Annotated in this window: 22 protein-coding genes; 7 read left to right on the forward strand and 15 right to left on the reverse strand. The window is 42.3% G+C overall.

What is annotated here, in order from left to right; translation table 11 throughout:
• Positions 1-36: 36 nt before the first annotated feature.
• The 3 genes from JFC10_RS04400 to ffh all read right to left on the reverse strand — a co-directional run bounded on the left by JFC10_RS04400 (position 37) and on the right by ffh (position 3577).
• Positions 37-879 (reverse strand): undecaprenyl-diphosphate phosphatase, encoded by an 843-nt coding sequence (locus tag JFC10_RS04400; RefSeq protein ID WP_193011799.1) that lies wholly within the window; start codon positions 877-879, stop codon positions 37-39.
• A 79-nt stretch (positions 880-958) separates the two neighbouring features.
• A complete protein-coding gene (tsaB, locus tag JFC10_RS04405) occupies positions 959-1642 on the reverse strand; it encodes a tRNA (adenosine(37)-N6)-threonylcarbamoyltransferase complex dimerization subunit type 1 TsaB (protein WP_198331874.1) in 684 nt (227 codons plus the stop codon).
• 384 nt (positions 1643-2026) lie between these two features.
• The gene (ffh, locus tag JFC10_RS04410) at positions 2027-3577 is read right to left on the reverse strand and encodes a signal recognition particle protein (protein WP_198331840.1); all 1551 of its coding nucleotides are present in this window, start codon (positions 3575-3577) and stop codon (positions 2027-2029) included.
• A 451-nt stretch (positions 3578-4028) separates the two neighbouring features.
• On the opposite strand from ffh, the gene JFC10_RS04415 reads away from it, so the two are divergent.
• Positions 4029-4820 (forward strand): cytochrome C assembly family protein, encoded by a 792-nt coding sequence (locus tag JFC10_RS04415; RefSeq protein WP_193011803.1) that lies wholly within the window; start codon positions 4029-4031, stop codon positions 4818-4820.
• 123 nt (positions 4821-4943) lie between these two features.
• Here JFC10_RS04415 and purU read toward each other — a convergent pair whose 3' ends face one another.
• Positions 4944-5873, reverse strand: coding sequence for a formyltetrahydrofolate deformylase (gene purU, locus JFC10_RS04420; RefSeq protein WP_227685937.1), 930 nt, complete (start codon positions 5871-5873; stop codon positions 4944-4946).
• 218 nt (positions 5874-6091) lie between these two features.
• Here purU and JFC10_RS04425 point away from each other — a divergent pair, with 218 nt between their 5' ends.
• The 3 genes from JFC10_RS04425 (at position 6092) to rpmG (ending at position 7765) form a co-directional block, all read left to right on the forward strand.
• Entirely contained in the window at positions 6092-6907 is an 816-nt protein-coding gene (locus JFC10_RS04425) for a hypothetical protein (protein ID WP_198331841.1), read from the forward strand.
• A 327-nt stretch (positions 6908-7234) separates the two neighbouring features.
• Complete coding sequence (gene rpmB / locus JFC10_RS04430; protein WP_193011807.1) at positions 7235-7471, forward strand: 50S ribosomal protein L28; 237 nt, start codon at positions 7235-7237, stop codon at positions 7469-7471.
• Positions 7472-7609: 138 nt separating this feature from the next.
• On the forward strand, positions 7610-7765 hold the full coding sequence (gene rpmG, locus JFC10_RS04435) for a 50S ribosomal protein L33 (RefSeq protein ID WP_010201403.1): 156 nt from the start codon (positions 7610-7612) through the stop codon (positions 7763-7765).
• Positions 7766-7872: 107 nt separating this feature from the next.
• On the opposite strand, the gene JFC10_RS04440 is transcribed toward rpmG, so the two are convergent.
• The 11 genes from JFC10_RS04440 to ispH form a co-directional block, all read right to left on the reverse strand.
• On the reverse strand, positions 7873-8184 hold the full coding sequence (locus JFC10_RS04440) for a hypothetical protein (RefSeq protein WP_193011809.1): 312 nt from the start codon (positions 8182-8184) through the stop codon (positions 7873-7875).
• Positions 8185-8369: 185 nt separating this feature from the next.
• The gene (locus JFC10_RS04445; RefSeq protein ID WP_193011811.1) at positions 8370-8681 is read right to left on the reverse strand and encodes a hypothetical protein; all 312 of its coding nucleotides are present in this window, start codon (positions 8679-8681) and stop codon (positions 8370-8372) included.
• Between the two features lie 120 nt (positions 8682-8801).
• Entirely contained in the window at positions 8802-9179 is a 378-nt protein-coding gene (locus JFC10_RS04450) for a hypothetical protein (RefSeq protein WP_227685938.1), read from the reverse strand.
• A gap of 120 nt (positions 9180-9299) precedes the next feature.
• Positions 9300-9992: a ribulose-phosphate 3-epimerase gene (gene rpe / locus JFC10_RS04455; protein WP_193011812.1), complete on the reverse strand. Its 693-nt coding sequence runs from the start codon at positions 9990-9992 to the stop codon at positions 9300-9302.
• A gap of 114 nt (positions 9993-10106) precedes the next feature.
• The gene (locus JFC10_RS15075) at positions 10107-10355 is read right to left on the reverse strand and encodes a TIGR03643 family protein (protein WP_226914432.1); all 249 of its coding nucleotides are present in this window, start codon (positions 10353-10355) and stop codon (positions 10107-10109) included.
• A gap of 337 nt (positions 10356-10692) precedes the next feature.
• Complete coding sequence (gene fghA / locus JFC10_RS04465) at positions 10693-11592, reverse strand: S-formylglutathione hydrolase (protein WP_193012532.1); 900 nt, start codon at positions 11590-11592, stop codon at positions 10693-10695.
• 214 nt (positions 11593-11806) lie between these two features.
• Positions 11807-13288, reverse strand: coding sequence for a C13 family peptidase (locus JFC10_RS04470; protein WP_198331843.1), 1482 nt, complete (start codon positions 13286-13288; stop codon positions 11807-11809).
• A 342-nt stretch (positions 13289-13630) separates the two neighbouring features.
• Positions 13631-15664, reverse strand: a complete 2034-nt coding sequence (htpG, locus tag JFC10_RS04475) for a molecular chaperone HtpG (protein ID WP_198331844.1) — start codon at positions 15662-15664, stop codon at positions 13631-13633.
• A 473-nt stretch (positions 15665-16137) separates the two neighbouring features.
• A complete protein-coding gene (locus JFC10_RS04480; protein WP_198331845.1) occupies positions 16138-16956 on the reverse strand; it encodes a thioesterase family protein in 819 nt (272 codons plus the stop codon).
• 14 nt (positions 16957-16970) lie between these two features.
• The gene (locus JFC10_RS04485) at positions 16971-17216 is read right to left on the reverse strand and encodes a hypothetical protein (RefSeq protein WP_198331846.1); all 246 of its coding nucleotides are present in this window, start codon (positions 17214-17216) and stop codon (positions 16971-16973) included.
• Between the two features lie 38 nt (positions 17217-17254).
• On the reverse strand, positions 17255-18211 hold the full coding sequence (ispH, locus tag JFC10_RS04490; RefSeq protein WP_193012527.1) for a 4-hydroxy-3-methylbut-2-enyl diphosphate reductase: 957 nt from the start codon (positions 18209-18211) through the stop codon (positions 17255-17257).
• 481 nt (positions 18212-18692) lie between these two features.
• Between ispH and gmk the strand changes: the two genes are divergently transcribed.
• From gmk to JFC10_RS04505, 3 genes are all read left to right on the forward strand, one after another.
• Positions 18693-19319, forward strand: coding sequence for a guanylate kinase (gene gmk / locus JFC10_RS04495; protein ID WP_193012526.1), 627 nt, complete (start codon positions 18693-18695; stop codon positions 19317-19319).
• A 185-nt stretch (positions 19320-19504) separates the two neighbouring features.
• The gene (gene rpoZ, locus JFC10_RS04500; protein WP_057761396.1) at positions 19505-19765 is read left to right on the forward strand and encodes a DNA-directed RNA polymerase subunit omega; all 261 of its coding nucleotides are present in this window, start codon (positions 19505-19507) and stop codon (positions 19763-19765) included.
• 383 nt (positions 19766-20148) lie between these two features.
• Positions 20149-22347 (forward strand): RelA/SpoT family protein, encoded by a 2199-nt coding sequence (locus JFC10_RS04505; RefSeq protein ID WP_198331847.1) that lies wholly within the window; start codon positions 20149-20151, stop codon positions 22345-22347.
• Positions 22348-22471: the final 124 nt, after the last annotated feature.

Here is a 22471-nt window from a genome sequence, read left to right on the forward strand (position 1 = left end):
TATTCGCGGCTTATAGACCCATTCCTACAATCGGCTCTAGCCTGCCATTTGATAACCAAAGCCCCAAGCCGCTATTAATACAATAACGCCAGTAATAATGCGTAACCACGCAAATATTTTAAAATCACGACGACTGACCCATTCTACTAGCAAACGGATACAGAGTAAGGCAACGATAAATGACACCACCGTACCTATACCTAATACCAGCCAATCCTCGCTATTGGTCAATACATCATGATGCTTCAGCAAATCCAATAATGCCGCGCCCATGATGACTGGAATACCCAAAAAGAAAGAAAATTCAGCGGAAGCTTTACGTGAGACACCGAGCCATAGCGCACCAATAATCGTCGCGCCTGAGCGCGATGTTCCCGGTATCAATGCCAGACATTGAAACAGACCTATCATCAAGGCTGTTTTTAGACCCACATCCTCAGCTTCTTGCGCAATAATCGTTTTAGGGCGATTTTCTACATAGAATATCAATAAACCACCGATAATCAGCATAATTGCCACGACGATGGGATTAAATAAATATGATTTAATCTCATCAGCGAAGGTAAAACCAACGATCATCACTGGAATAGTCGCCACAATTAAGCTAAGTCCAAGCTGTCTTGGATTACTCATGCCTTCAGCTTTGCCTGTCAGCAAACCCATAAGCGCTTGCCATAGTCTGCCCCAATAATCATAAATGACCGCTAAAATAGCACCAAGCTGCACCACCACCACAAACAAATCAACTTTTTCTTTGGTCCAAAAGTCCATCAAATCCGCTGATAAAATCAAGTAGCCAGTGCTAGAGATGGGTAAAAATTCAGTGATACCTTCAACGATACCCATGATGACAGCTTGAATTAATAAAATGATATCCACGATGGCTTTCCTAAATATGAACCTGTTGGTTAATACCGTTTTTAGAGTATTTTTTTATTTTATATATCGCTGACGATGGCTACGCTTTACCTTGCTCTTTCAGTGTTTTCCACGCTTGATTGCGAAGATACTTTGGTAAAGCTTGCGAGGCTTCTGTGCCGCCTATCGCCATAAATTGAGCAACACCAAGCTGCCCTATCACAGTAGCGTCAGGGTGAATATCTGCCTGAATTATCTGACCGTCATGTAATGTTAATAGCGGCGCACCATTACCAGCGATAGGAATATTAAGCACCGTCTGGCTGTCATAATCGAGCAACTGCTCGGTATCTTCGCCATTTTCTTGATTAACTGCCTGCATAAGGCTATCTATTAGCACATATTGCCCAAAATAAACTTGCTGCATACGCGCATCAAGGGCGCTATACACTTCGGTCAAACCATATTTTTGATACGCCGCTTGCGCAATCACTTGTAGGCTTGAGACCCCCACACAAGGAATATCATGGGCGACAGACAACGCTTGTACCACTGCCGTATTAATTCTTATGCCGCTAAATGCACCAGGGCCGCGGTTAAATATCAAGGCTTGTAAATCAGCAAGGTTGAGCTTAGCCTCAAACAAAGCGGCGTCAATCATCGGCAGAATTTGCTGGGTTTGCTGGCGTTTACCCGTCTCCGTATGACTCGATAGCACTTGACCACTGGCATCTAAAATCGCGATCGAACACTGATCAAACACGGTATCCATTGCTAAAAACATCATAAACTCGGCCTATTCGCTTAGCATTATAAAACAGCGCCTATCATAGCATTTAGGATAGGCAAATTTTATTAATTTCTAAATTTTCATACTTAATCCATCAATATTTATTAGAACACGACAGACGTGAAAAACCCCAAAGCGACTTGCGCCTCGGGGTTTTTATTAACAACTGCTTATTAATACTAGGGCGTGTCCTCAATGCAATAAATTGTTATCTAAATGGGCTAAAAATAGCTAAATTTTGCCAAACGTCGTCAAACAACTAGGTAATATCTCGATATTATCTGCGCTATTTTCTTTGCTTGACTACAAGTTATCTCATTTTTATCATCATTTTCAAAATGAGGACACGCCCTAATTGCTCATTTAATCAAAGACCATTTAAAAACGGGTTTTAAACTTCTTTGGCGCTTGATTCTGCATGTCCTGCATTTGTTTTTGCATCTCTTCAGTGCTTGGCATATTGTTTGGATCCAGACCCATCTGCTTGGCCATTTGTTGTGGGTTCACGTCCTTAACACCGCCTTGCTGACCGCCGCCGCCAAATAAAGGACCGCCACCGCCGCCACCAGCACCGCCGCCACCCATTAGCCCTTGCATTGACTTCATCATTTTACTGATGCCTTCAGGCTTAGAGATCATTTTCATCATTTTTGCCATTTGCTTGTGTTGTTTGAGCAAACGATTGACGTCTTGAATCTCACGTCCAGAACCTGCGGCAATACGGCGCTTACGGCTAGGATTAATCTTATCAGGGTTTTTGCGCTCAAAAGGCGTCATTGAATTAATCAATGCTTCCATTTCACGCACTTTTTCTTCTGGCTTGGCATCTTCGACCGCTTTTTGCATATCCGAGCCGCCCATACCTGGCATCTTATCTAAGAAACCTGCCATGCCGCCCATGCTTTTCATTTGTTGGAATTGGGTTAATAGATCCTCAAGGTCGAAATCGCCGCCCTTTTGCATCTTTTTCGCCATTTTTTCGGCTTTATCACGGTCGATTTTTTGTTCAACTTCTTCGACCAAACTCAGTACGTCACCCATACCAAGAATACGCTGGGCGATACGTTCAGGATGGAACAGCTCTAACGCATCTAATTTTTCACCGCGACCTAAAAACTTAATCGGTTTGCCAGTAATCGCACGTACAGAAAGTGCCGCACCGCCGCGAGCATCACCATCAGTCTTAGTTAAAATCACACCCGTTAATGGCAGCGCATCATTAAAGGCTTTGGCGGTATTGGCCGCATCCTGACCCGTCATCGCATCAACGACAAATAACGTTTCAGACGGATTGACCGCTGCAGTTAACGCCTTAATTTCATCCATCATGCTATCGTCAATATGCAAACGACCAGCAGTATCAATAATCAGAATATCTTGATATTGAATCTTGGCTTCCTCGATAGCACGCAACGCGATATCTATCGGGTTTTCATCAGTGCTTGAGTTGACAAACTTGGCATTCACTTGACCTGCCACTTGCTCAAGCTGGGCAATCGCCGCTGGACGATAGACGTCAGCGGATACTAGCATGACCTTTTTCTTATGACGCTCTTGTAAAAACTTCGCCAATTTACCAGCCGTTGTGGTTTTACCCGCCCCTTGCAAACCAGCCAATAGATAAACAACTGGTGGCTTACCCGTCATCTCAAGCTGCTGATTAGCACTGCCCATCATTTCAGTCAGCTCGTCATGGACGATTTTTACAAAGGCTTGCCCTGGTGCTAACTCTTTGAGTACTTCTGCACCAAGCGCTTGCTCTTTGACGCGCTTTACAAAGTCACGGGTGACCGGTAGCGCGACGTCGGCTTCTAGTAGCGCCATACGCACTTCACGCAGGGTGTCTTTGATGTTGTCTTCGGTCAACTGCCCAGTACCGACGATATTGCGCAGGCTCGACGATAAGCGTTCTGTTAAGGTATCAAACATAAATAACTCTCAGTTAAAATAATTCTTGGTGAAAACAATACTTACTTAAAATAATGCTTACTTAAAACAATACTTAGTTAAACTGGCTTCAGCTCAAATGGCTGATAAATATTATTAGGGAATACCGCAAAATATCCAATCGTATCTTGATAAAAGCAATTATAAAAAAACACTATATTATCAATACTATAGCATCAATACGACGCCAAAATTATAATGGTTTTGCAAATATAGCATTACCTAAGCTTGACGCATCGCTTTATGATCTATGCATATTAGCGCTTATTCAAACAAACTCAGCCAAGCATTTATAAGTAATAAGCAAGATGGTGCTCAATTGGCACCCATTTTATGATAAATTGGACGATTATTCTAATCATTCCGATAATACCACTTTAGCATTAAATTGAGCGGCTATTTTGCGCTCAGTATGAGATGAGGCATTATATCTGTGCACCTTGCATTCTTACTTGCTAGCCTAGCTTATATCTTAGTCAGCGTTTACCTCAGTTGGGCGCTGACTCGGGATAAGCCTATCCATAAAGGCGTCAGTTTGGGATTACTGATGGTCGGCATGCTCGCGCATGCGGCGCTACTTTACCCTTATGTTGTTACGCTTTACGGGCTAAATTTCAATCTTTTTAATATCGTTAGCTTAATCAGCTTATTATTTTTGTTCTTCTATTTTTTATTTTGTTTATATCGCCCTATTGTTAGTCTGGGCATACTGGCAGCGCCAACAGCATTGGTAGGGTTGACAGTTGGCTATATTGGCCGTGCTCCTTATCAACCCATTACGAATATCAGTATTGGGCTTGAAGCTCATATATTACTATCACTTGCCGCCTATTGTGTGCTGCTGATGGCAGCGGTGCAAGCGCTATTTTTGCGCTTACAAATACGGGAACTCAAGCATCATTCTATTCATCGGTTTTGGGTCAACAAACTACCGTCACTGCAAAGTATGGAAAGTCTATTATTCGATATGCTGTTGGTCGGTTTTGTCCTGCTGAGTATCGCATTGGGCATTGGCTTTATCTATGTGGAAGACTTGATGGCACAGCATATTGTGCATAAAACCGTATTTAGCCTGCTGTCTTGGTTATTGTTTGGGGCACTTCTAGTCGGTAACTGGCGTGCTGGATGGCGTGGCAAACGTGCCGCCAACATTACTATTTATGCTTTTATCCTATTAGCCATTGGCTTTGTGGGCAGCAAGTTTGTCTTAGAGATGCTGCTATAAAATCCGCTTTGCAATAGCAATAGGTTTAGAAAAAAGCCGCGAGTATTAATGAATAATACTCGCGGCTTTTTTTAACCTTCTTTTAACGAGCCCTTCCCAATTTGAAATCGCTCTAATTAAAGGCTAATTAAAAACCACGGTTTTATTACCCGCTACAATCACGCGATTTTGTACATGCCAGTTCACAGCGCGTGCCAAGACATTACGCTCGATATCACGGCCAATAGCGCGCAGCTCCGTCACTCCTTGACGGTGAGTGACTCGGTGCACATCTTGCTCAATGATAGGGCCTTGATCAAGCTCAGCGGTGACGTAATGCGCGGTCGCGCCGATGAGTTTCACACCTTTATCATAAGCTTGACGATAAGGGTCAGCTCCCACAAACGCAGGCAAAAATGAATGATGAATATTAATGACTTGCATCGGCCAGCGCTTGACAAAATCAGACGACAATATCTGCATATAACGCGCCAACACTAGCAAATCATTGCCTGCCATCAGCATATGAATCTGCTCTTCTGCCTCTGGTTTATTGTCTTTAGTCACTGGCACATAATGGAAAGTAATACCAAAGTTTTCTACCGCTTGGCGCAGGTCTTCATGGTTACTGACAACAGAGGTGATCTCGCAATCAAGTAAACCTCGCTGATGCCGCCATAACAAATCTAACAATGCATGATCAAACTTTGAGACTAAAATGCCAACCTTCGTCTTAATCGCATTATCATGTAAACGCCACGCCATGTTATGGCGCTTGGCTACCGTATGTGCAAAACTGGCTTCAAAATTATCAATAATCTCGCTCAACCCTGCCAAAGCAAATTCTAAACGCATAAAGTATTGACCGCCCTCATGAGCAGTTGAATACTGATCTAGCGTGATGATATTAGCGCCATAGCGATGAATAAACTCAGATACCGCTTGCACGATACCGGCTTGATCACGGCATTTAATCAATAGCGTGGCAGTATCAATTGCCGTCTTGTTAGACAGGTTACTAGATAGTTTATGAGATGAGTTTTTTGCTGAAGTAATCGTTGCAGTGTCTGACATAGTGCGCCCAATCAAAAAATTAAACTTGCTACTGACTTTCAATATGGTCATTAGCATAGGAAACCGACTATTCTAATCGCTTTTACATAACTTTGCTGATTGAGTTGGTTGTTTTTAGTTATTGAGGTTATGATATGAAAAGAAACTTAATTGTTACTTGTTAGTAACTTAGTGTTTGCTCTTCTATTATTTTATTTATATCACTTGAGGAAAATATTATGAAAAAAATAGTAACTTTATCTTTAATGAGCTTAAGTCTTTTTGGTTGTGGTAGTGATGAGGCTAGGCCAGGAGTAGCACCTAGCATTCCTCCAACGTCAAATCCCTCTATACCACCTACTAACCCAACTGAAGAAGTCTATGATTTAATACCAGGTATTTACACAGGTTTGACCAGTCAAAATGAAGTTGCGGAAGGTTTAGTTGATGATAACAAGAGACTTTGGGTTATTTATTCCGACGACGAAACCCTCTATCCTGATGGTGATGTTTTAGGATTTATTAATAGCAACGAAGGAGTAACAGGTACAAATGGTAAATTTAATGTAATCGGAAAAAACTACTCTTATGAAGCTAGAAATGCTCTCGATACTACTATCACTGGGAATTATCAAATATCAAAAATTCTAAGCGGCGAAGTGTTTGGTTTGCCTATAAACTCTACAACGTACACACTAAATTATGACGATGTTCTTTCTAAGCGAGAACAGACCTTAGCTAGTATTAATGATAAGACATTCACTGGTATCGCATATATTACTGGTGATAGCGAGGCAGGTACCTTAGAAATTAAACTTAGTACTAATGGCGAATTTACTGGTGAAGACGAGCATGGTTGTACAATGAATGGTAAATTAACATTATCTAATTCAAAAAGATATTTTGATAGCAGTGTTACATTTGATGGATCTCCTTGCTATGCTCCGAACGAAACCCTAAAAGGTGTAGGTTTGCTAGATGCAGATAACGAGTTGGTTGTCATTGGTACAGATGATAATAGAAACAAGGGTATCTTCTTTAGTAGTGTAGAATAATACAACTTACAACTAAAAATTAATCTTTACTATTAAATAATCAACAACATAGCCAGTGAATTTCAGGGTATAATAGCCATCCTTTAGATCGACAATAATCATAAAAATATTTGAGTATTCATCTCTTTTATGATATAAATGTCGGCTTTAAAATTTTCTGAATTGGTTAGCCTGTTATTTGCCTTTAGATAGCAGTTTTACCAGCTCAACCTTCATATAGTTTTGTTTGGTGCAAAGCTGCCGCTTGCTGTGTCCATGCCGCAAAAACGTGCAACTTGCCCAGACTGGTATGAGAAAAACTCATACCTCATAGATTAGGAGTTCGCCATGTCTCGAGTTTGCCAAGTGACTGGAAAGCGCCCTATGGTGGGTAATAATGTTTCGCACGCAAACAACAAAACCCGTCGTCGCTTTCTACCAAACCTACACAACCATCGTTTTTGGGTAGAGTCTGAAAATCGTTTTGTACGTCTACGTGTGTCTACCAAAGGTATGCGCATCATTGACAAACTGGGTATCGATAAAGTGCTAGCAGATATGCGCGCACAAGGTCAAAAAGTATAAGTTGAGACTGGCAGCTTAATAGCTCGATAATTTTCGTCATTTAAGCTGCTTTTCTGCTACATCACTACATTTGTAGCTACTTAATATTTTAGATCCGTACCTATCGTTTGAAGACCCCTCATTTACAGGAAAGCTATCATGAGAGATAAAATTAAATTAGTATCAACAGCTGGTACTGGGTATTACTACACCACTACTAAAAATAAGCGCACTATGCCTGGCAAAATGGAGATCAAAAAGTTTGATCCAAAAGTACGCCAGCATGTGATCTTTAAAGAAGCTAAAATCAAATAATTTCCATTTTTATAAATGGTGTTATTTGAACAAAAAAAGGGTTTATCAATTGATAAACCCTTTTTTTATGGCTAAATTTTTAGCTATTTAAATCCGGAAAATTAAAATCAGCTATAGTGTGTCGGCTCTTTGTCATAGACATGCGCATGCCATTGGCTCATCTGCTTTTGCATAATGACCTGAATCGCTGCATGAATCATATGCTGACCTATCGCTTGCGTGTCACTACCGAGCAGCTCTTTAAGCTTTACAGAAAAATCAATGGTCATCAGCGGCGCTTCATCTTGCTCGGTGTCACGTAACAATAAGCGACCATCCTCTGCCTCTACCAACTCAAGGGTAGTCTCTTTGGCAAATCCTGCAAATTGATCCGTACTGTCGTTATCTACTTCTATATCATTATCGATATCATATGGCATGAATTGCTTCCTCATTGTCCCGTCTAATACTGGCAAGAAAAATCGCGCGTCGCAACATTATTGTTTTACAGTAATACGGGTAAAACTATCTTAGTCATAAGATGGATGCTTTGGTCCTGAAATTCAAGGCTTGTCACATAAGTCTTCTACATAAAAGCTTTTTAGGCGTGCTATCGCTGATAGTATTAGCGCCAGTAGCGTAGTTTTGCCACAGTAAATAAGAAGGCAACAAACATACCGAGATAATACATGAGCTTTAACTCTAATGTCGGATCTCGATATTTAAATGGTAAGGCTACAGTAGCGGTGGCGGTCGGAAATATCAACAGCATAAGCAGCCAGTTTTCGATAACATTGAGCCAACCTTGTAAATCTGTACCATGACGCAATGACGCCAGCCCTAACAGCAAACAGGCAATAATTAAGCTGGTAAATAAACCATTTGGTAAGTCTTTTGGATAAATAATATTGGCAATATTGGTCGGTATGATTCTCATGTAAAATTCCAGTCACACTTGTAGCGCGTGACTTAATGATTAAAAATTGTGTAAAAACAGCCTATCATAAATATTGCAGTGCACTACTTATTAAACAGCTTTATCTCTACTAATAAAACGCTAACTGTAAGTACCCATCAACCATAGCATCGATATACAAGACGTCAAATAGCCCAAGCTAATAGCATTCCAGCTCTCTATATGCATGCCTTTAATTTTGTTAAGTATCCGCGAACCTACCCAAAAAAACAGGGGAATACCCAGCATAAATGCCGGCACAATGACCGCAGCATGACGTAATACTTCACCAGTGTCATCGCCGACCATTAGCCGAAAGCCATAACCCGCCAGACTTAGAACCAAGGCAAATACAGCTAAGCCAATGGTAATGCCCTTTGGCACCAAGCTGCGTTGCTGTGTCTCGCCCTGAATTGGCTGCTGAGTGCTTTGCTCTGACTCAGGTAACTCTGACGAATTGATTGAGTTTTTTGTGTCCATATTTCACCTTTACGTAACTTGCCGTTATGCATAGTTATCTGTTATACAGCACATTTTACTACTATTATTTTATGACCAAAATGACTTATGCACGCATTTATCGATCACATAACACTGTTGTTATCCGTTACCATTAGCCAAAGCCAACTCTTCACGCATAGCATCAATAGCCGCTTTATAGTCTTTTTGGTTAAATATCGCAGAGCCTGCAACAAACATATCAGCGCCCGCTTCGGCAATGGCTCGGATATTACTGGCTTTGATACCGCCATCTACTTCTAATCTGATATCACGACCACTGGTGATGATACGCTGACGGACTTGGCGAACCTTGTCTAAAGTGCTTTCGATAAATGACTGCCCGCCAAAACCTGGGTTGACGCTCATCAGTAAGATTTGATCTACCTTGTCCATGACGTAATCTAAATAATGTAATGGCGTTGCTGGGTTCAATACTAAACCACATTCGGCACCGCCATCTTTGATCAGCTGTAAAGAACGATCAATATGCCCACTGGCTTCTGGATGAAAAGTGATAACACTCGCACCTGCTTCCAAAAACTGCTCAATCATGCCGTCAACTGGTGATACCATGAGATGGACATCGATAGGTGCATCAATACCATAATCACGCAGCGCCTTACAAATCATACTGCCAAAAGTCAGATTGGGCACATAATGGTTGTCCATCACATCAAAATGAATCACATCAGCACCTGACTCCAACACCCTTTCAACTTCTTCACCTAAACGTGCAAAATCAGCTGAGAGTATTGATGGGGCGATAAGATAAGGTTTAGAAGGAATAATCATAATTGAGCTACCTAATGTATGTTTGTATAAAAGTTCGATAAAAATATAAAAGAGTTGCTAGCAGTGTTCATAACCGCTACGTATCTATAATAATAACACTGAGTATTTAAATGACTAGCGGGGCTTATACTGGGTTTTACAATAAGCGCGACCGACATCAAAGCCTCGTTTCGCCTGATGCTTGGTGGCTCGGTTGCTCACGCGCTGACGCCATAAGCGAAAAGATGATGGCTTTAGCGATTGGCGCATCAGCTTAATCACGCCTGCTTCATTGAGACCATAGCTATGCTCTATCGCGCCAAACGGTGTTCTGTCCTCCCATGCCATCTCTATCACTCGTGAGACTTGCGCGTCATCTAGCATTTTATCACCCGCTTCATTGACCGCTGTCGCGATAAGCTCATCTGAACTTACCTGTCTGTCATTTGAGCCAGTATAAATATCAACCTGCTGATTATTTTTTAGAGCCGCCGCCATATCGGCTTGCATGATCGCAAGCGATGATTGAACGGTTTGCGATGTGTGAGTTAAACCCCCACTTACTGATGCTGTCAGATTATTTACCATAAAACCTTACCTTTAAAGATGCTTAGCAGATACTCAGCCAACTTCTATTTTATATCAATGAGTGAGCTTGACTAAATAATCAGCGTAACTGACTGTCAATTTTATCTATCAGACTGTCAGTTTAATAATGGGCTTAGCTCATTTGTGCCATACGCCAGTGATGTTCAATATGATCGTTAATCACCGTTTGGATAAAATAGTAGCTATGATCGTGACCCGCCTGATAACGCAAGGTTAAGGGCTGATTGGCTTTGTCACAAGCGCGTTGTAATTTAGCGGTTTGTAGTTGACCCTCTGCTAAAAAATTATCAGCCGCGCCTTGATCTACCAAGATACTTGCATACTGCTGCCCAGATTTTTTAATCATCTGCGCGGCATCTGCCTGTGCCCATCGTGATTTATCATCGCCAAAGTACTCTGTATAAGCGGCTTGTCCCCATGCCGACTCACTGGCCGCACAGACAGGCGATAATGCTGAGACACTGACGAATTTTCCTGGAAACTTAAAGCCCAATAGTAATGCTCCGTGACCGCCCATCGAGTGACCTGTGACACCGATGCTATGGATAGGAAACTCAGAGCGTAACAAGTCGTATAACTCATCAACGATATAGCTTTGCATATTAAAATGCTTTGACCAAGGCGATTGCGTCGCATCAACATAATAGCTTGCACCCTGACCGACAAAATAACGCTCATCATTGGGCACTTCATTGCTATCACTGCCTTCACTACTTCTAGGAGAGGTGTCAGGTGCAATAAAAATTATGCCAAGCTCACTACATTTTTGCTGAAAATGTGCTTTATGAGTGACGTTATCAGCATTACAAGTGAGACCTGATAAGTATAGAATCGCCGGACAACGTCGACCAGCAAGCGCTTCATCTGGCATATAAATGCTAAAGGTCATCGGCGTTTTGGTCGATGACGATTCATGGCTATAGTAATGCTGCTCACCATCGAAACAGCGATTGACGCTGATCTGTGTGATCTTTGAGTTGGTAGATAAACTGTGTTTATAAGAATTATTCATGAGCGATATCCTTTTTATCCAAAGTAAAGTACACGATGACTTATAAAAAGCATTGATAAAGTAATATTAGTACTTTTCCAAAAGCACTTAGTACTCAGTCATTATACCATTCACAAAAATTAGAGTAGTAAGGAAAGCGAGTATCAGTATTACAGATTCTAGACTAAATAAGTTTAATACGGCTCATCGTAATTTTTGGGTTTTGGGTTTACTGTTAGTTGGCAGTGATTGCAGTACTAGCCGCTGGCTGATCAGAAGCACTATCCTCTGCGATATTAATGGCAATAGAATCACTATCATTAATAATGCTGGCAACTGGTGGTCGGGTTTTATCAAACAATACTTGTTCAAATGCTGGCAAAGCAGTCTCCATCAGACTACCTATCACCATCTGTGGCTCTGATGGTTCAAAACCCATCGCACTCTCGCGCTCATTCACACGCAAACGAGCATCCTTAAAGGCCGATTCAAAACTGGTATTGCCACGCAAGCTTTCAGCGAAAAATGCTTGCCCAAAATAGGTCATCTCAGCGGTATTGGTACAGCCAAATGATGCCTTATCCGCCGCTGACGCGGTAATCACCACCGTGGTTGGAGAGGCCAATTCATCGATAAATGAGCCTGAATAGCAGGCTGATACCACAATCACCCGCCAGCGAATACCTGAAGCGTCCAGCGCCTCCCGTAACCATGCGGCGTCTAGATTTTCCATTGCCAATGGTGGATTTGCTAATTGAATGATATTTTCGTTACCGTGTGAAGACAAAGTCAGAAATAACACATCCTCATCGGCATTCATCTGCTGACCAATTTTCTTTAAACCACGCAGAATGCTGGTTTTGGTGGCGATGGGCTCATCTAGCCAACTATAGGTATTATTGATCAACGAGAGTGAATGTCCACTGGTGCCAAAACGCACATCGAACAGCTCACGCACTTTATTAATCTCAGAGCGAAAAACGTCTTGACCAGAGAATCCTGCCACTCCCATAAAATACCAGTCGGTCTTGCCTAAAATGCTAGGATCGATACTATTTAATGCTTGCTGTAGCAAACGAGGCTGCTCATATAATGCTGCTTCTGCTAAAACAGGCTCGACAGGAATCTGCTTAAATATCGGTTGGTCTGCGACATTACGCTGCCAAATCGTCAATAGTGCGACTGCACCTACCAATACAATGACCCGCTCCCACCACGGTATACGTAGACGACGAAAAAAAATCCATAATAATGCTAACGTCTGCCATAAAAACAGCACTAAAAACAGTATGGGTAAAAGCGCATAGCTCCAATCTGGCAACCAACCATAACTGCCCAAAAACTGCACCAAGCTTTGTAATAGTGCAGATAAGGTATCAGCAACTAACCACAATACCACGGGCACAAACATCAGCGTTTGATTGCCAGCGCGCCGTGCCAAAATGATGCCGCCCAATAAAATTATCATCGGCCAAATCAAGTAGCTGACCAACCCTTGCTCATTAAAGATACTGCCATTTTCCGCGGCCAACCACGAAAAAAGCACGTTGCTACCAAGCGCTAAGAGGGCAAAGACAGCAAATTGAATAAAGGTCGGTTTTACCCAAGAAAACGCGCGCGTCGACCCTACTAGCATCCACAAGGTTGCAATAATATTGGCAGCGAAATTGAGTGAAAAACGCTGAAGCGATATAGTTTTTAACGACGCAAGTGACAAAGACTTAGACCTCTAGCCAGCCGAGAAAAGAAAGTGAGCTGATGATGACTTTTGGTGTGGCAGCTACTAAATGTCGTTAATTCACATTTTTTATATAGCGTATGGACATCAATATGACATTCAATTCACAATGAGATGATCATAAGAAACGAATAGCACAGACCAAAAATATGACTAAATAGTTTAGCTCGCTAATCTAACGCGATTGTAACGGATTGTCGGTCAAGAGGATAAGGCTGATTTGTAAAATTCGCTTAAATTTGGTTGAGAACATATAAAAAAGGAGGTCTTGAATCCAAGACCTCCTTTTACTTCAATAATGACTATATTAAAGACCCAATACTATCTCATTAAAAGCTCGTTAACACGTTTTAAATAAGCGGCTGGATCATCTAACTGACCACCATCTGCTAGTAATGCTTGGTCAAAAATAACTTGCGCAAGCTTATCAAAATCGACATCTGATTGCTCACTACTTTCAAGCTTTTTAATCAATGGATGATCAGGGTTAACTTCAAGCGTCGGCTTGCTTTCTGGCACATCTTGACCCATTTGCTTAAGCATTTGAATCATCTGTGGTGATAACTCACCTTCACCAACGACCAAGCAAGCAGGACTATCAACCAAACGCGTCGATACTTTAACGTCTTTGGCACGTTCACCTAATGCCGTTTTCAGCTTATCAACGACAGGCTTCATGGTTTCTTGAGCTTTTTCAGCTTCAGCTTTTTCGGCATCGTCTTGCAAGTCGCCCAAATCAACTGCACCTTTGGCGATGTTTTGTAGCGGTGTCTCATCAAATGAGGTCAAGAAGTTCATTGCCCACTCATCAACACGGCTAGTCATCAAAATAACTTCGATGCCTTTCTTTTTGAACAGCTCAAGTTGTGGGCTGTTCTTTGCTGCCGCTAAATTGTCAGCTGTTAGATAATAGATGGCTTTTTGACCGTCTTTCATACGCGCTTTATAGTCTTCAAAGCTGGTTGTCACACTATCTTGAGTACTGGTTGCATAACGCAGCAATTTGGCAATACGTTCTTGATTGCCCATGTCTTCGCCCAGACCTTCTTTAATAACATCACCAAATTCAGCGTAGAACTGCGCGAATTTTTCTTGCTTATCACTGTCTTCACTGTTGGCTAGACTGGCAAGCAAAGTCAAAATACGACGCGCGTTACCATCACGGATAGATTTCACATCACGCGACTCTTGTAATAGCTCGCGGCTGACGTTCAATGGCAAGTCAGCTGAATCAATGACCCCTTTGACAAACCGCAGGTACATCGGCAACAGTTGCTCAGCTTCATCCATGATGAATACGCGTTTAACATAAAGCTTTAGACCATGCTGCTGCTCACGAGTGTACAAATCTACAGGGGCTTTTTTAGGAATATACAATAGCTGCGTATACTGAACACGACCTTCGACACGGTTATGCGTCCATGCTAGTGGCGCGTCCATGTCATAGGTGATGTTTTTATAAAAATCGATATACTCTTCATCTTCAATCTCAGAAGCTGAACGTGTCCATAGTGCGCTGGCTTTATTAATGGTTTCCCACTCATCAGTCAATACCATCTCGCCACTAGCAGGTGCGTCGTCATTCTCATCTTCCTTGACATCTTCTTGCCAAACTTCTTTACGCATCTGAATCGGCAAGCTGATATGGTCTGAGTATTTATTAACCAACTGCTTAATTTTTCCACGGTCTAAATAGCTGTCTTCGCCCTCACTATATTGTTCTTTTAAATGCAAAGTAATGGCGGTGCCGCGTGTCGCTTTATTGATCGGCTCAACCGTAAAGCTACCCGTACCATCTGATACCCAGCGCACGCCCTTATCCGCAGGCTCGCCAGCTTTGCGCGATTCAACACTGATAGTATCGGCAACGATAAAACCTGAGTAGAAACCAACACCGAACTGTCCGATTAATTGACCATCTTGCTTTTGAGATTCAGATAGCTTGTCTAAAAATGCTTTAGTACCAGACTTGGCAATCGTGCCTAAGTTTTCGATGGCATCGGCTTCATTCATCCCGATACCGTTGTCGGTAAAGGTAATGGTTTTAGCATCTTCATCGACAGCAATGCGAATTTTTAGCTCGCCATCGTCTTCATAAAGGCTGTCATCATTGGTCGCTTCAAAGCGCAATTTATCACAGGCATCAGAGGCATTTGAGACTAGCTCACGGACAAAGATATCCGAATTAGAGTAAAGCGAATGCGTGACTAAGTGTAGCAGTTGCGCCACTTCTGCTTCAAAGGTATGTTTTTTTAATTCAGGGGTGCTTTCATTAGCGGCACTGTCATTAGCAGTGTCTTTATTAACATTAATATCATCAACATTTTTATTGTCTGCTGGGGTCTGTTCACTCATAAAAAACTCCTTTAATTTATGTCAAAAACTTATTATAAAATAGCAATCATTCGACTGTCTCTACTCAGATGCAAATTAAGCAGTTCAGTTTCGAATATCGCTGAGCTGTTTATACTAATAGGGGCGTAGCAGAATATTTCAAGCTAAAAAGCATAATTCAACAAAAACACCGCCCTAGTTTCCTAAGGCGGTGTCGTCATTGCGATAATAGGTTTAGCAATGTCTAATGCCAGTCATATTTTGTGGTTAGATACTATTACAATCCATTACCATTGATTTGTATCATTAATTGATTAAATTCTTTGGTTTTTTTCAGAAAAACCTAACTTGCTTTTGAATCATCCAAGTGCCTTATTCCTTGGAATGACTGTTATTAAGAACGATAAATATTCACAGCGCAAGCACTCTCGATCAGCCTTGCCATCACTTTTTTGAAGCGAATCAACGATGTCAAATCAAATACCGCTGAGCAGTTAACGCGCCATCGGACGAATCGTCAAAATTTGCTCACTACGACCAAAAGGGCCATGGAGGTCATGCAATACAGCACTGGTCAGTCCTATGCCATCATCGCCATACTGTTGCACCGCTTCGATGCCAAGCCAGCGACCTTGCGGCGCACGATGCATATGAATTTGCAAATCTATATTGGGGAACATCCATTCTAACTCTGACAAGCCAAGCCCAAGCCGCGGCACAACGCCATTGGCCGTATCGACCATGCCCAATAGATGCACCAAGTCATCAGTCGGCTCGCCCTCGATCATTTCCACATCATTGGTGATCCAGACCATACCGCGGCCAGGGCGACGCTGCGTATCATCAGCGACCAAGCGCACGCTCTCAATAAAACCGCCTGGCCAGCCTTTCATATCTTCCCAAATGGGCAACTCTTCAGGTTTATGTGCCGCTTTTTGGTCTTCAATGCCTGCAATCTCGCTGGTATCTTGGGTCATTAGACGCCATGCGCGTGCAATAATCGCATCACGGCCGCGACTGCTCATGACTGCTTCAATAAGTTCAATAGTCTTGCCCGGACGAATACAACGCGTGGTAATAGTAAAATCATCCAGTGGAATCAATCCTAAAATATCAAGACTAATGCGCGCAATACGCATGTTTTCTTGCGGCTCATAACCATTGAGCTCAGCTGTGAGCAATCCTGTCGCTGGTGCCATATGCTGTTCATGCTCATTCCAAGCGCCTTGGGCATGTTTAGTAGGCTGATAATGTGCGACGTTGACGCCGTCTTCTCGCTGTTCGCGTTTGGTAAATTTATAATAAGCTGACATGACTGTCCTATGGTTTATTTACTAAGCTCTTGTTGTTTTAATTTAAGAACCTGACGACTCTTAATGACAAAAAATAATGCAATGACCATCGCGGCAATTAATACAGCATAAAAAACATTCTTTTCTTGCATAAAATGTACAATATTACTGCCTAGCACGAATCCCACCACGACGATGACAAACAGATTCACTTTCAATTGTTTGTTAACCTCAGCGAGAGTGGCTTCTGCCAATACAAATCCTTTTTTTTGCTTTTTCATTTTACGTTACCTATTAGATGCCTTGTACAAAGCCTTATCTATTTACCCACTTGGGTGACTGGAATACGCAAGGCTTTAGGCAGACTGAAGATGACATTTTCTTCAATGCCTGACAGCTCACTCGGTAAATCACCACCCCAATCTTGCAGCTGCTGTAGCACTTCTTGAATCAGTACTTCGGGTGCTGATGCTCCAGCGGTGACGCCGATACTCTGCACACCATCCAACCAACTTTTATCCATCTCACTGGCATTGTCGATTAAATATGCACGGCAATTCATCCGCTCAGCCAGCTCACGCAGACGATTAGAGTTTGATGAATTGGGCGAGCCGACTACCAAGACCACCTCACAGCGGCTGGCTAAGTCTTTTACCGCATCTTGGCGGTTTTGAGTGGCATAACAGATATCGTCTTTACGAGGACCTTGAATACTAGGGAATTTTTCACGCAGCGCATCGATGACGCGCGCTGTGTCATCCATAGATAAGGTGGTTTGGGTAACAAATGCCAAACGTTCAGCATTTTGTACGCTCAATGCTGCAACATCGGCTTCGTTTTCAACCAAATGAATGTGGCCGCCATGGCGACGGTTAAAGCGCCCCATAGTACCTTCCACTTCAGGATGTCCAGCATGCCCAATCAATATTGCATCCATACCCTCTTGCGCAAATTTAGCGACTTCGATATGTACTTTAGTGACTAGCGGACAGGTGGCGTCAAATACGGTCAAATCGCGGCGCTCAGCCTCATCTTCGACGGCTTTTGACACACCATGAGCGGAAAAAATAACGATAGAGCCATCTGGCACTTCATGAAGTTCTTCAACAAAGACCGCACCGCGATTGGCCAAATCAGAGACGACAAATTTATTATGTACCACCTCGTGACGGACATAAATGGGCGGCTCAAAACGTGTCAGTGCTTCGTTCACAATCGCAATCGCGCGATCCACACCAGCACAAAATCCACGTGGATTGGCAAGATAAATTTGCATAAGAGGGCCTATCATTAGATAATTTATTATTAAAGCTTAAATACACAACATTAATGTCAAAAGCTTTAATTCAAAAATTGGGATGAATTCATTACGCTACTTTAGCATAATTTGCTTTTATTGCCTTTGAAAATAGCACGGTACTAGAGCCTGTTTTAACTAGAAGCACACACATATTCATACGTTCAAAGTATTTATCCATAGTGGCATCGTTAACTGCACTTAATGCACCAAAAACGTGATTTATGCTAAGTCGTCCTATGCCACCTTTATGCTGCTTCGATCATAACGACTGGCCAATAGCAGCTTTAATTAAAATAAAAGCCAAAAAAGCATTTATAATAGTGCATCAATGACAACTTCTATCGCCATACATGATGGCGATTTTTCTTTTTACCAGTTTTTAGCCGTTTACTAAAACAGCTTTTGCTCTTTTACTCGCACAGATTTTACTAAGACACACTCCATTAGGACAAATTGTATGACAGGTTCATTATTTATTATTACCGCGGCCTCAGGTACGGGCAAAACCTCATTGGTAAAGCAGCTACTTGCCACGACCAATGACTTAACCGTCAGTGTGTCACATACCACACGCGAGCCGCGTCCTGGCGAGATTGATGGTCATCATTATCATTTTACCGACGTCGACAAATTTGTGACTGCCATCGGTGAAAACAAGTTTTTAGAACATGCTGAGGTCTTTGGTAATTACTATGGTACCTCAGAGCAAAGCGTGCGGACGCAGTTAGAAGCAGGGGTCGATGTTATCTTAGAGATTGATTGGCAGGGCGCACTGCAAGTCAAAAAAATCTTTACTGAAGCGATTATGATTTTTATTTTACCACCAAGCCTTTCAACCTTACGTCAACGCCTATCGACGCGTGGGCAAGATACTATGGAGGTGATAGAACAACGCCTAGCCGGCGCAGTGACTGAAATGGCGCAGTACGTCAATTTTGATTATGTCATTATCAACGATAGTTTTGAAGTCGCTTTGACTGAGCTAAAAGCCATTATTGTGGCGGACAGGCAGACACTTAAACGTCAACAGCAGCGTTATCATCGTACCATCAGCAATTTACTCAGCAATAATGTAGAAGAGTAAACCAAGGATAGAACGTCGCTATCAGTTCAATCGATAAGCACTTATTAATAGACACGCAAAAAGCAACTACGCGACTGGGCAAAAAATGCTATAATGTCTCGCTATCCCCCTTTATATTTTGATATTATTTTTATTGAGTGGCGGGCAAGCTCCGTGACTAATAAAAACAACCGAGGTAGCTATATATGGCACGAGTGACGATTGAAGATTGTTTGGATAATGTTGATAATCGCTTTGAACTGATTTTAGTGGCAAGCAAACGCGCACGTCAATTGGCCAAAGGTATCGCAGAACCATTGGTTGATGTTGATAATGACAAGCCTACGGTATTGGCATTACGTGAAATTGCCGCTGGTAAAATCACTCGCGATATCCTAAATCAGCCAGAGCACAACTTTGCCACCAGTTCATTAGATTTGGCACTGTCAGGCGATCATAGCTTTTAAGACACTGTATTGTTAAGATACAGCATTGAAGGTTTGTCGTATGAAAACTATGAAGCTGACAACTGCTTTATAAGATAAATACACACAGTGATGACGTATTGACGAGAGACCACAGCATAGGCTGTGGTTTTTTGCTTGTAATGACAGTTGGCTGTGATATTGTTTTGGCTGTTTTAATCACCATCTATACCTAAAAACCTACCATTGAGTTAGAATTTCTAAACTTTTATAGCGCCTGCTCGCTTAGCAGTTGACATTGAATGCGATTTACGATTAATTAGAGGATGGCCTACCTATTTTTCATAGGTCAGCATTCATTCAGTCACCATTTACCTCGATAGACAGTCAGGCAAATAGGTAATGGAAAATAGGATCGTTACTTTATGAGTCAAACCTTACCCAAACTCAGTCATCATCTAGTCGATGAAGCTCAATATAATTTGCTGCGCTCAGTAGGTTATCTCACTGCTGCTGAACGCCATGATATTATTGATGCCTGTGAGTTCGGTGATATTGCGCACATCAAAGATAAGCGTAAATCAGGAGAGCCTTATATCACGCACCCGATTGCGGTGGCCGAGATACTGGCAGGTTTTCGTTTGGATCGAGATACGATTATTGCAGCGATCTTGCATGATACGGTCGAAGACACCGAAGTGAGTGATGAACAGATTGAGCAGCGCTATGGCAAAATAGTGGCGAGACTGGTCGACGGTGTGACTAAGCTAAAGTCGTCCTCACACAATAAACAGCAAAACAAAGCGGCCACCTTTCATAAAATTTTGACAGCTACCCTTGCTGATCCACGCGTATTAATTATCAAGCTTGCTGACCGCTTACATAATATGTCCACACTGGATGCAGTACGCCCCGAAAAACAACGCACCACAGCACAAGAAACATTGGATTTTTATGTACCGTTTGCACGGCTGATGGGGCTCAATGATATTGCCGATTATATCGAAGTACTCTGTTACCGTAACCTTGATTCTGACATGTACAACAAACTGTCTGATAAGCTGCTACAACACGGGCTTGGGCGTAACTTTCAAAGAGAGGCCATTCATCGATATTTGAGTATTGTCCTCAATAATTTGGGGTTGAATGGTCTGGTCAAAGTTTTAGACAATCGCGTGGTCATCTACCGTCAGTTTTTCCGCAATCGCGGTGAAATCAATGCCCTACTCCGTCATTATGCCTTTGAGATTGTCCTAGATAATATCGAAGCGTGTGACAAACTGGCTTATTATCTGATTAAAAAATATCAAATCGATGATACTCATATCGCTGATAATATTCGTCGTCCGCTACCGGGCGGCAATCAATCGCTCACGCTTATCTATGAGCGTGATAACGATGTCGTCAAAGTGACTATTTTGACCAAACAGATGCAAAGCGCAGCTCGTCTTGGTGTCATCGGTGCAGAGCATGCCTCAGACGTTAGCCAATCGGTTATCCAAGCCTCATTACGCAATATGAAAGACTTGGTCGATGAAGACAACCTAGATGAAAATAGCCCAGACTTTTCAGCGGCGGTCTCTACAATTAATGAGCTGATGGATTACCTACACTCCAGTAAAATCATCTGTTATAGTCCAAAGGGTCGTGCCTATGAGCTACCGCAAGGCGCAACTGCACTAGACTTTGCTTACGCTGTTGGACCTATGGTCGGCAATGTGGCCGTCGGAGCCAATATCGATGGTAAAAAAGCCAAACTTGGCACCGTCGTTAAGAATGGGCAGCTGGTTGAGATAGAAGTCAGTAGCCACTCAGAACCAAAAGCAGAATGGCTAGGATTTGTCGTGACCAATAAAGCGCGTGAAGAAATTTTGCGCTGGTTTAAAGACTTATCCCCTGCTGATAAGCAACACCATGGTCAGCAAGCCTTAGATCGGGCGCTAAAAACCTATCAAAAAAGTCTCGATGATTTGACTGATAGTGACTGGAAGAACCTCACTGAATGGCGTGGCTTGACCGAAAAATCCGAGCTATTTGAGCAGATAAGCTCTGGCACGTTACTACCACAGCTGGTAGTGACTCGCTTGTTTAGCGATGAAGTCAATGATTTACAAGCACAAGAACACAGCGATGATATGACCCAACCGCAACAGCTGATAGTCAATGCGTCTGGGGTTGAGCTTGATTTTGCCAATTGTTGCCACCCTATTTATGGGGACCCTATCGTCGGTCATTTGTCCCGTCATGGTCTGGTTGTTCATCGACACAAATGCTTCTCACTTGATGATATTCGTAAAGACAATCCTTACCAAGTCATTCAACTGCGCTGGCGCAATGATAATGCGGTAAAGCAAGGTGAAGCTGGCGAGCATGACATAAAAAATACTGGAAAGATTCGATTTCCGGCTTATTTAAAGCTATCTATTGCCCTCAGCGACGAACAAATTACTGAAGTAATCTATCATTTGCGCCAATTAAATATAGGGGTAGAAAAAGTAGATGTGCGTAGCAGTGATACCATTATTCATATCATCGTTCGTAGCCGCAATCATCTAGCACAAGGCATCCGTGAGCTACGCTCCTTACTGGGCTTCCCAAACATCATCAGGCTATATCAGCTGTAATGCGCGTGATAGAGTGTAGTGCGTGTAATAAATTATCACCAACACTCACTCAGTAAAACGCTGGATGATAGATTTAGAAAATTTTAGAAAGACCTGAAACAATGATAAACTGTATTTTTTGATT

The sequence above is a fragment of the Psychrobacter aquimaris genome (assembly GCF_016107525.1).
GTDB classification, from domain to species: domain Bacteria; phylum Pseudomonadota; class Gammaproteobacteria; order Pseudomonadales; family Moraxellaceae; genus Psychrobacter; species Psychrobacter aquimaris.

Coding starts and splice junctions, on each gene's coding strand:
- gmk (WP_193012526.1), top strand. CDS start 18,693: ATGACAGGTTCATTATTTATTATTACCGCGGCCTCAGGTACGGGCAAA.
- JFC10_RS04505 (WP_198331847.1), top strand. CDS start 20,149: ATGAGTCAAACCTTACCCAAACTCAGTCATCATCTAGTCGATGAAGCT.
- rpe (WP_193011812.1), bottom strand. CDS start 9,992: ATGATTATTCCTTCTAAACCTTATCTTATCGCCCCATCAATACTCTCA.
- JFC10_RS04480 (WP_198331845.1), bottom strand. CDS start 16,956: ATGTCAGCTTATTATAAATTTACCAAACGCGAACAGCGAGAAGACGGC.
- JFC10_RS04485 (WP_198331846.1), bottom strand. CDS start 17,216: ATGAAAAAGCAAAAAAAAGGATTTGTATTGGCAGAAGCCACTCTCGCT.
- JFC10_RS04440 (WP_193011809.1), bottom strand. CDS start 8,184: ATGCCATATGATATCGATAATGATATAGAAGTAGATAACGACAGTACG.
- purU (WP_227685937.1), bottom strand. CDS start 5,873: ATGTCAGACACTGCAACGATTACTTCAGCAAAAAACTCATCTCATAAA.
- JFC10_RS04425 (WP_198331841.1), top strand. CDS start 6,092: ATGAAAAAAATAGTAACTTTATCTTTAATGAGCTTAAGTCTTTTTGGT.
- ffh (WP_198331840.1), bottom strand. CDS start 3,577: ATGTTTGATACCTTAACAGAACGCTTATCGTCGAGCCTGCGCAATATC.
- rpoZ (WP_057761396.1), top strand. CDS start 19,505: ATGGCACGAGTGACGATTGAAGATTGTTTGGATAATGTTGATAATCGC.
- JFC10_RS04450 (WP_227685938.1), bottom strand. CDS start 9,179: ATGGACACAAAAAACTCAATCAATTCGTCAGAGTTACCTGAGTCAGAG.
- JFC10_RS15075 (WP_226914432.1), bottom strand. CDS start 10,355: ATGCTAGATGACGCGCAAGTCTCACGAGTGATAGAGATGGCATGGGAG.
- fghA (WP_193012532.1), bottom strand. CDS start 11,592: ATGAATAATTCTTATAAACACAGTTTATCTACCAACTCAAAGATCACA.
- ispH (WP_193012527.1), bottom strand. CDS start 18,211: ATGCAAATTTATCTTGCCAATCCACGTGGATTTTGTGCTGGTGTGGAT.
- JFC10_RS04445 (WP_193011811.1), bottom strand. CDS start 8,681: ATGAGAATCATACCGACCAATATTGCCAATATTATTTATCCAAAAGAC.
- htpG (WP_198331844.1), bottom strand. CDS start 15,664: ATGAGTGAACAGACCCCAGCAGACAATAAAAATGTTGATGATATTAAT.
- tsaB (WP_198331874.1), bottom strand. CDS start 1,642: ATGTTTTTAGCAATGGATACCGTGTTTGATCAGTGTTCGATCGCGATT.
- rpmB (WP_193011807.1), top strand. CDS start 7,235: ATGTCTCGAGTTTGCCAAGTGACTGGAAAGCGCCCTATGGTGGGTAAT.
- rpmG (WP_010201403.1), top strand. CDS start 7,610: ATGAGAGATAAAATTAAATTAGTATCAACAGCTGGTACTGGGTATTAC.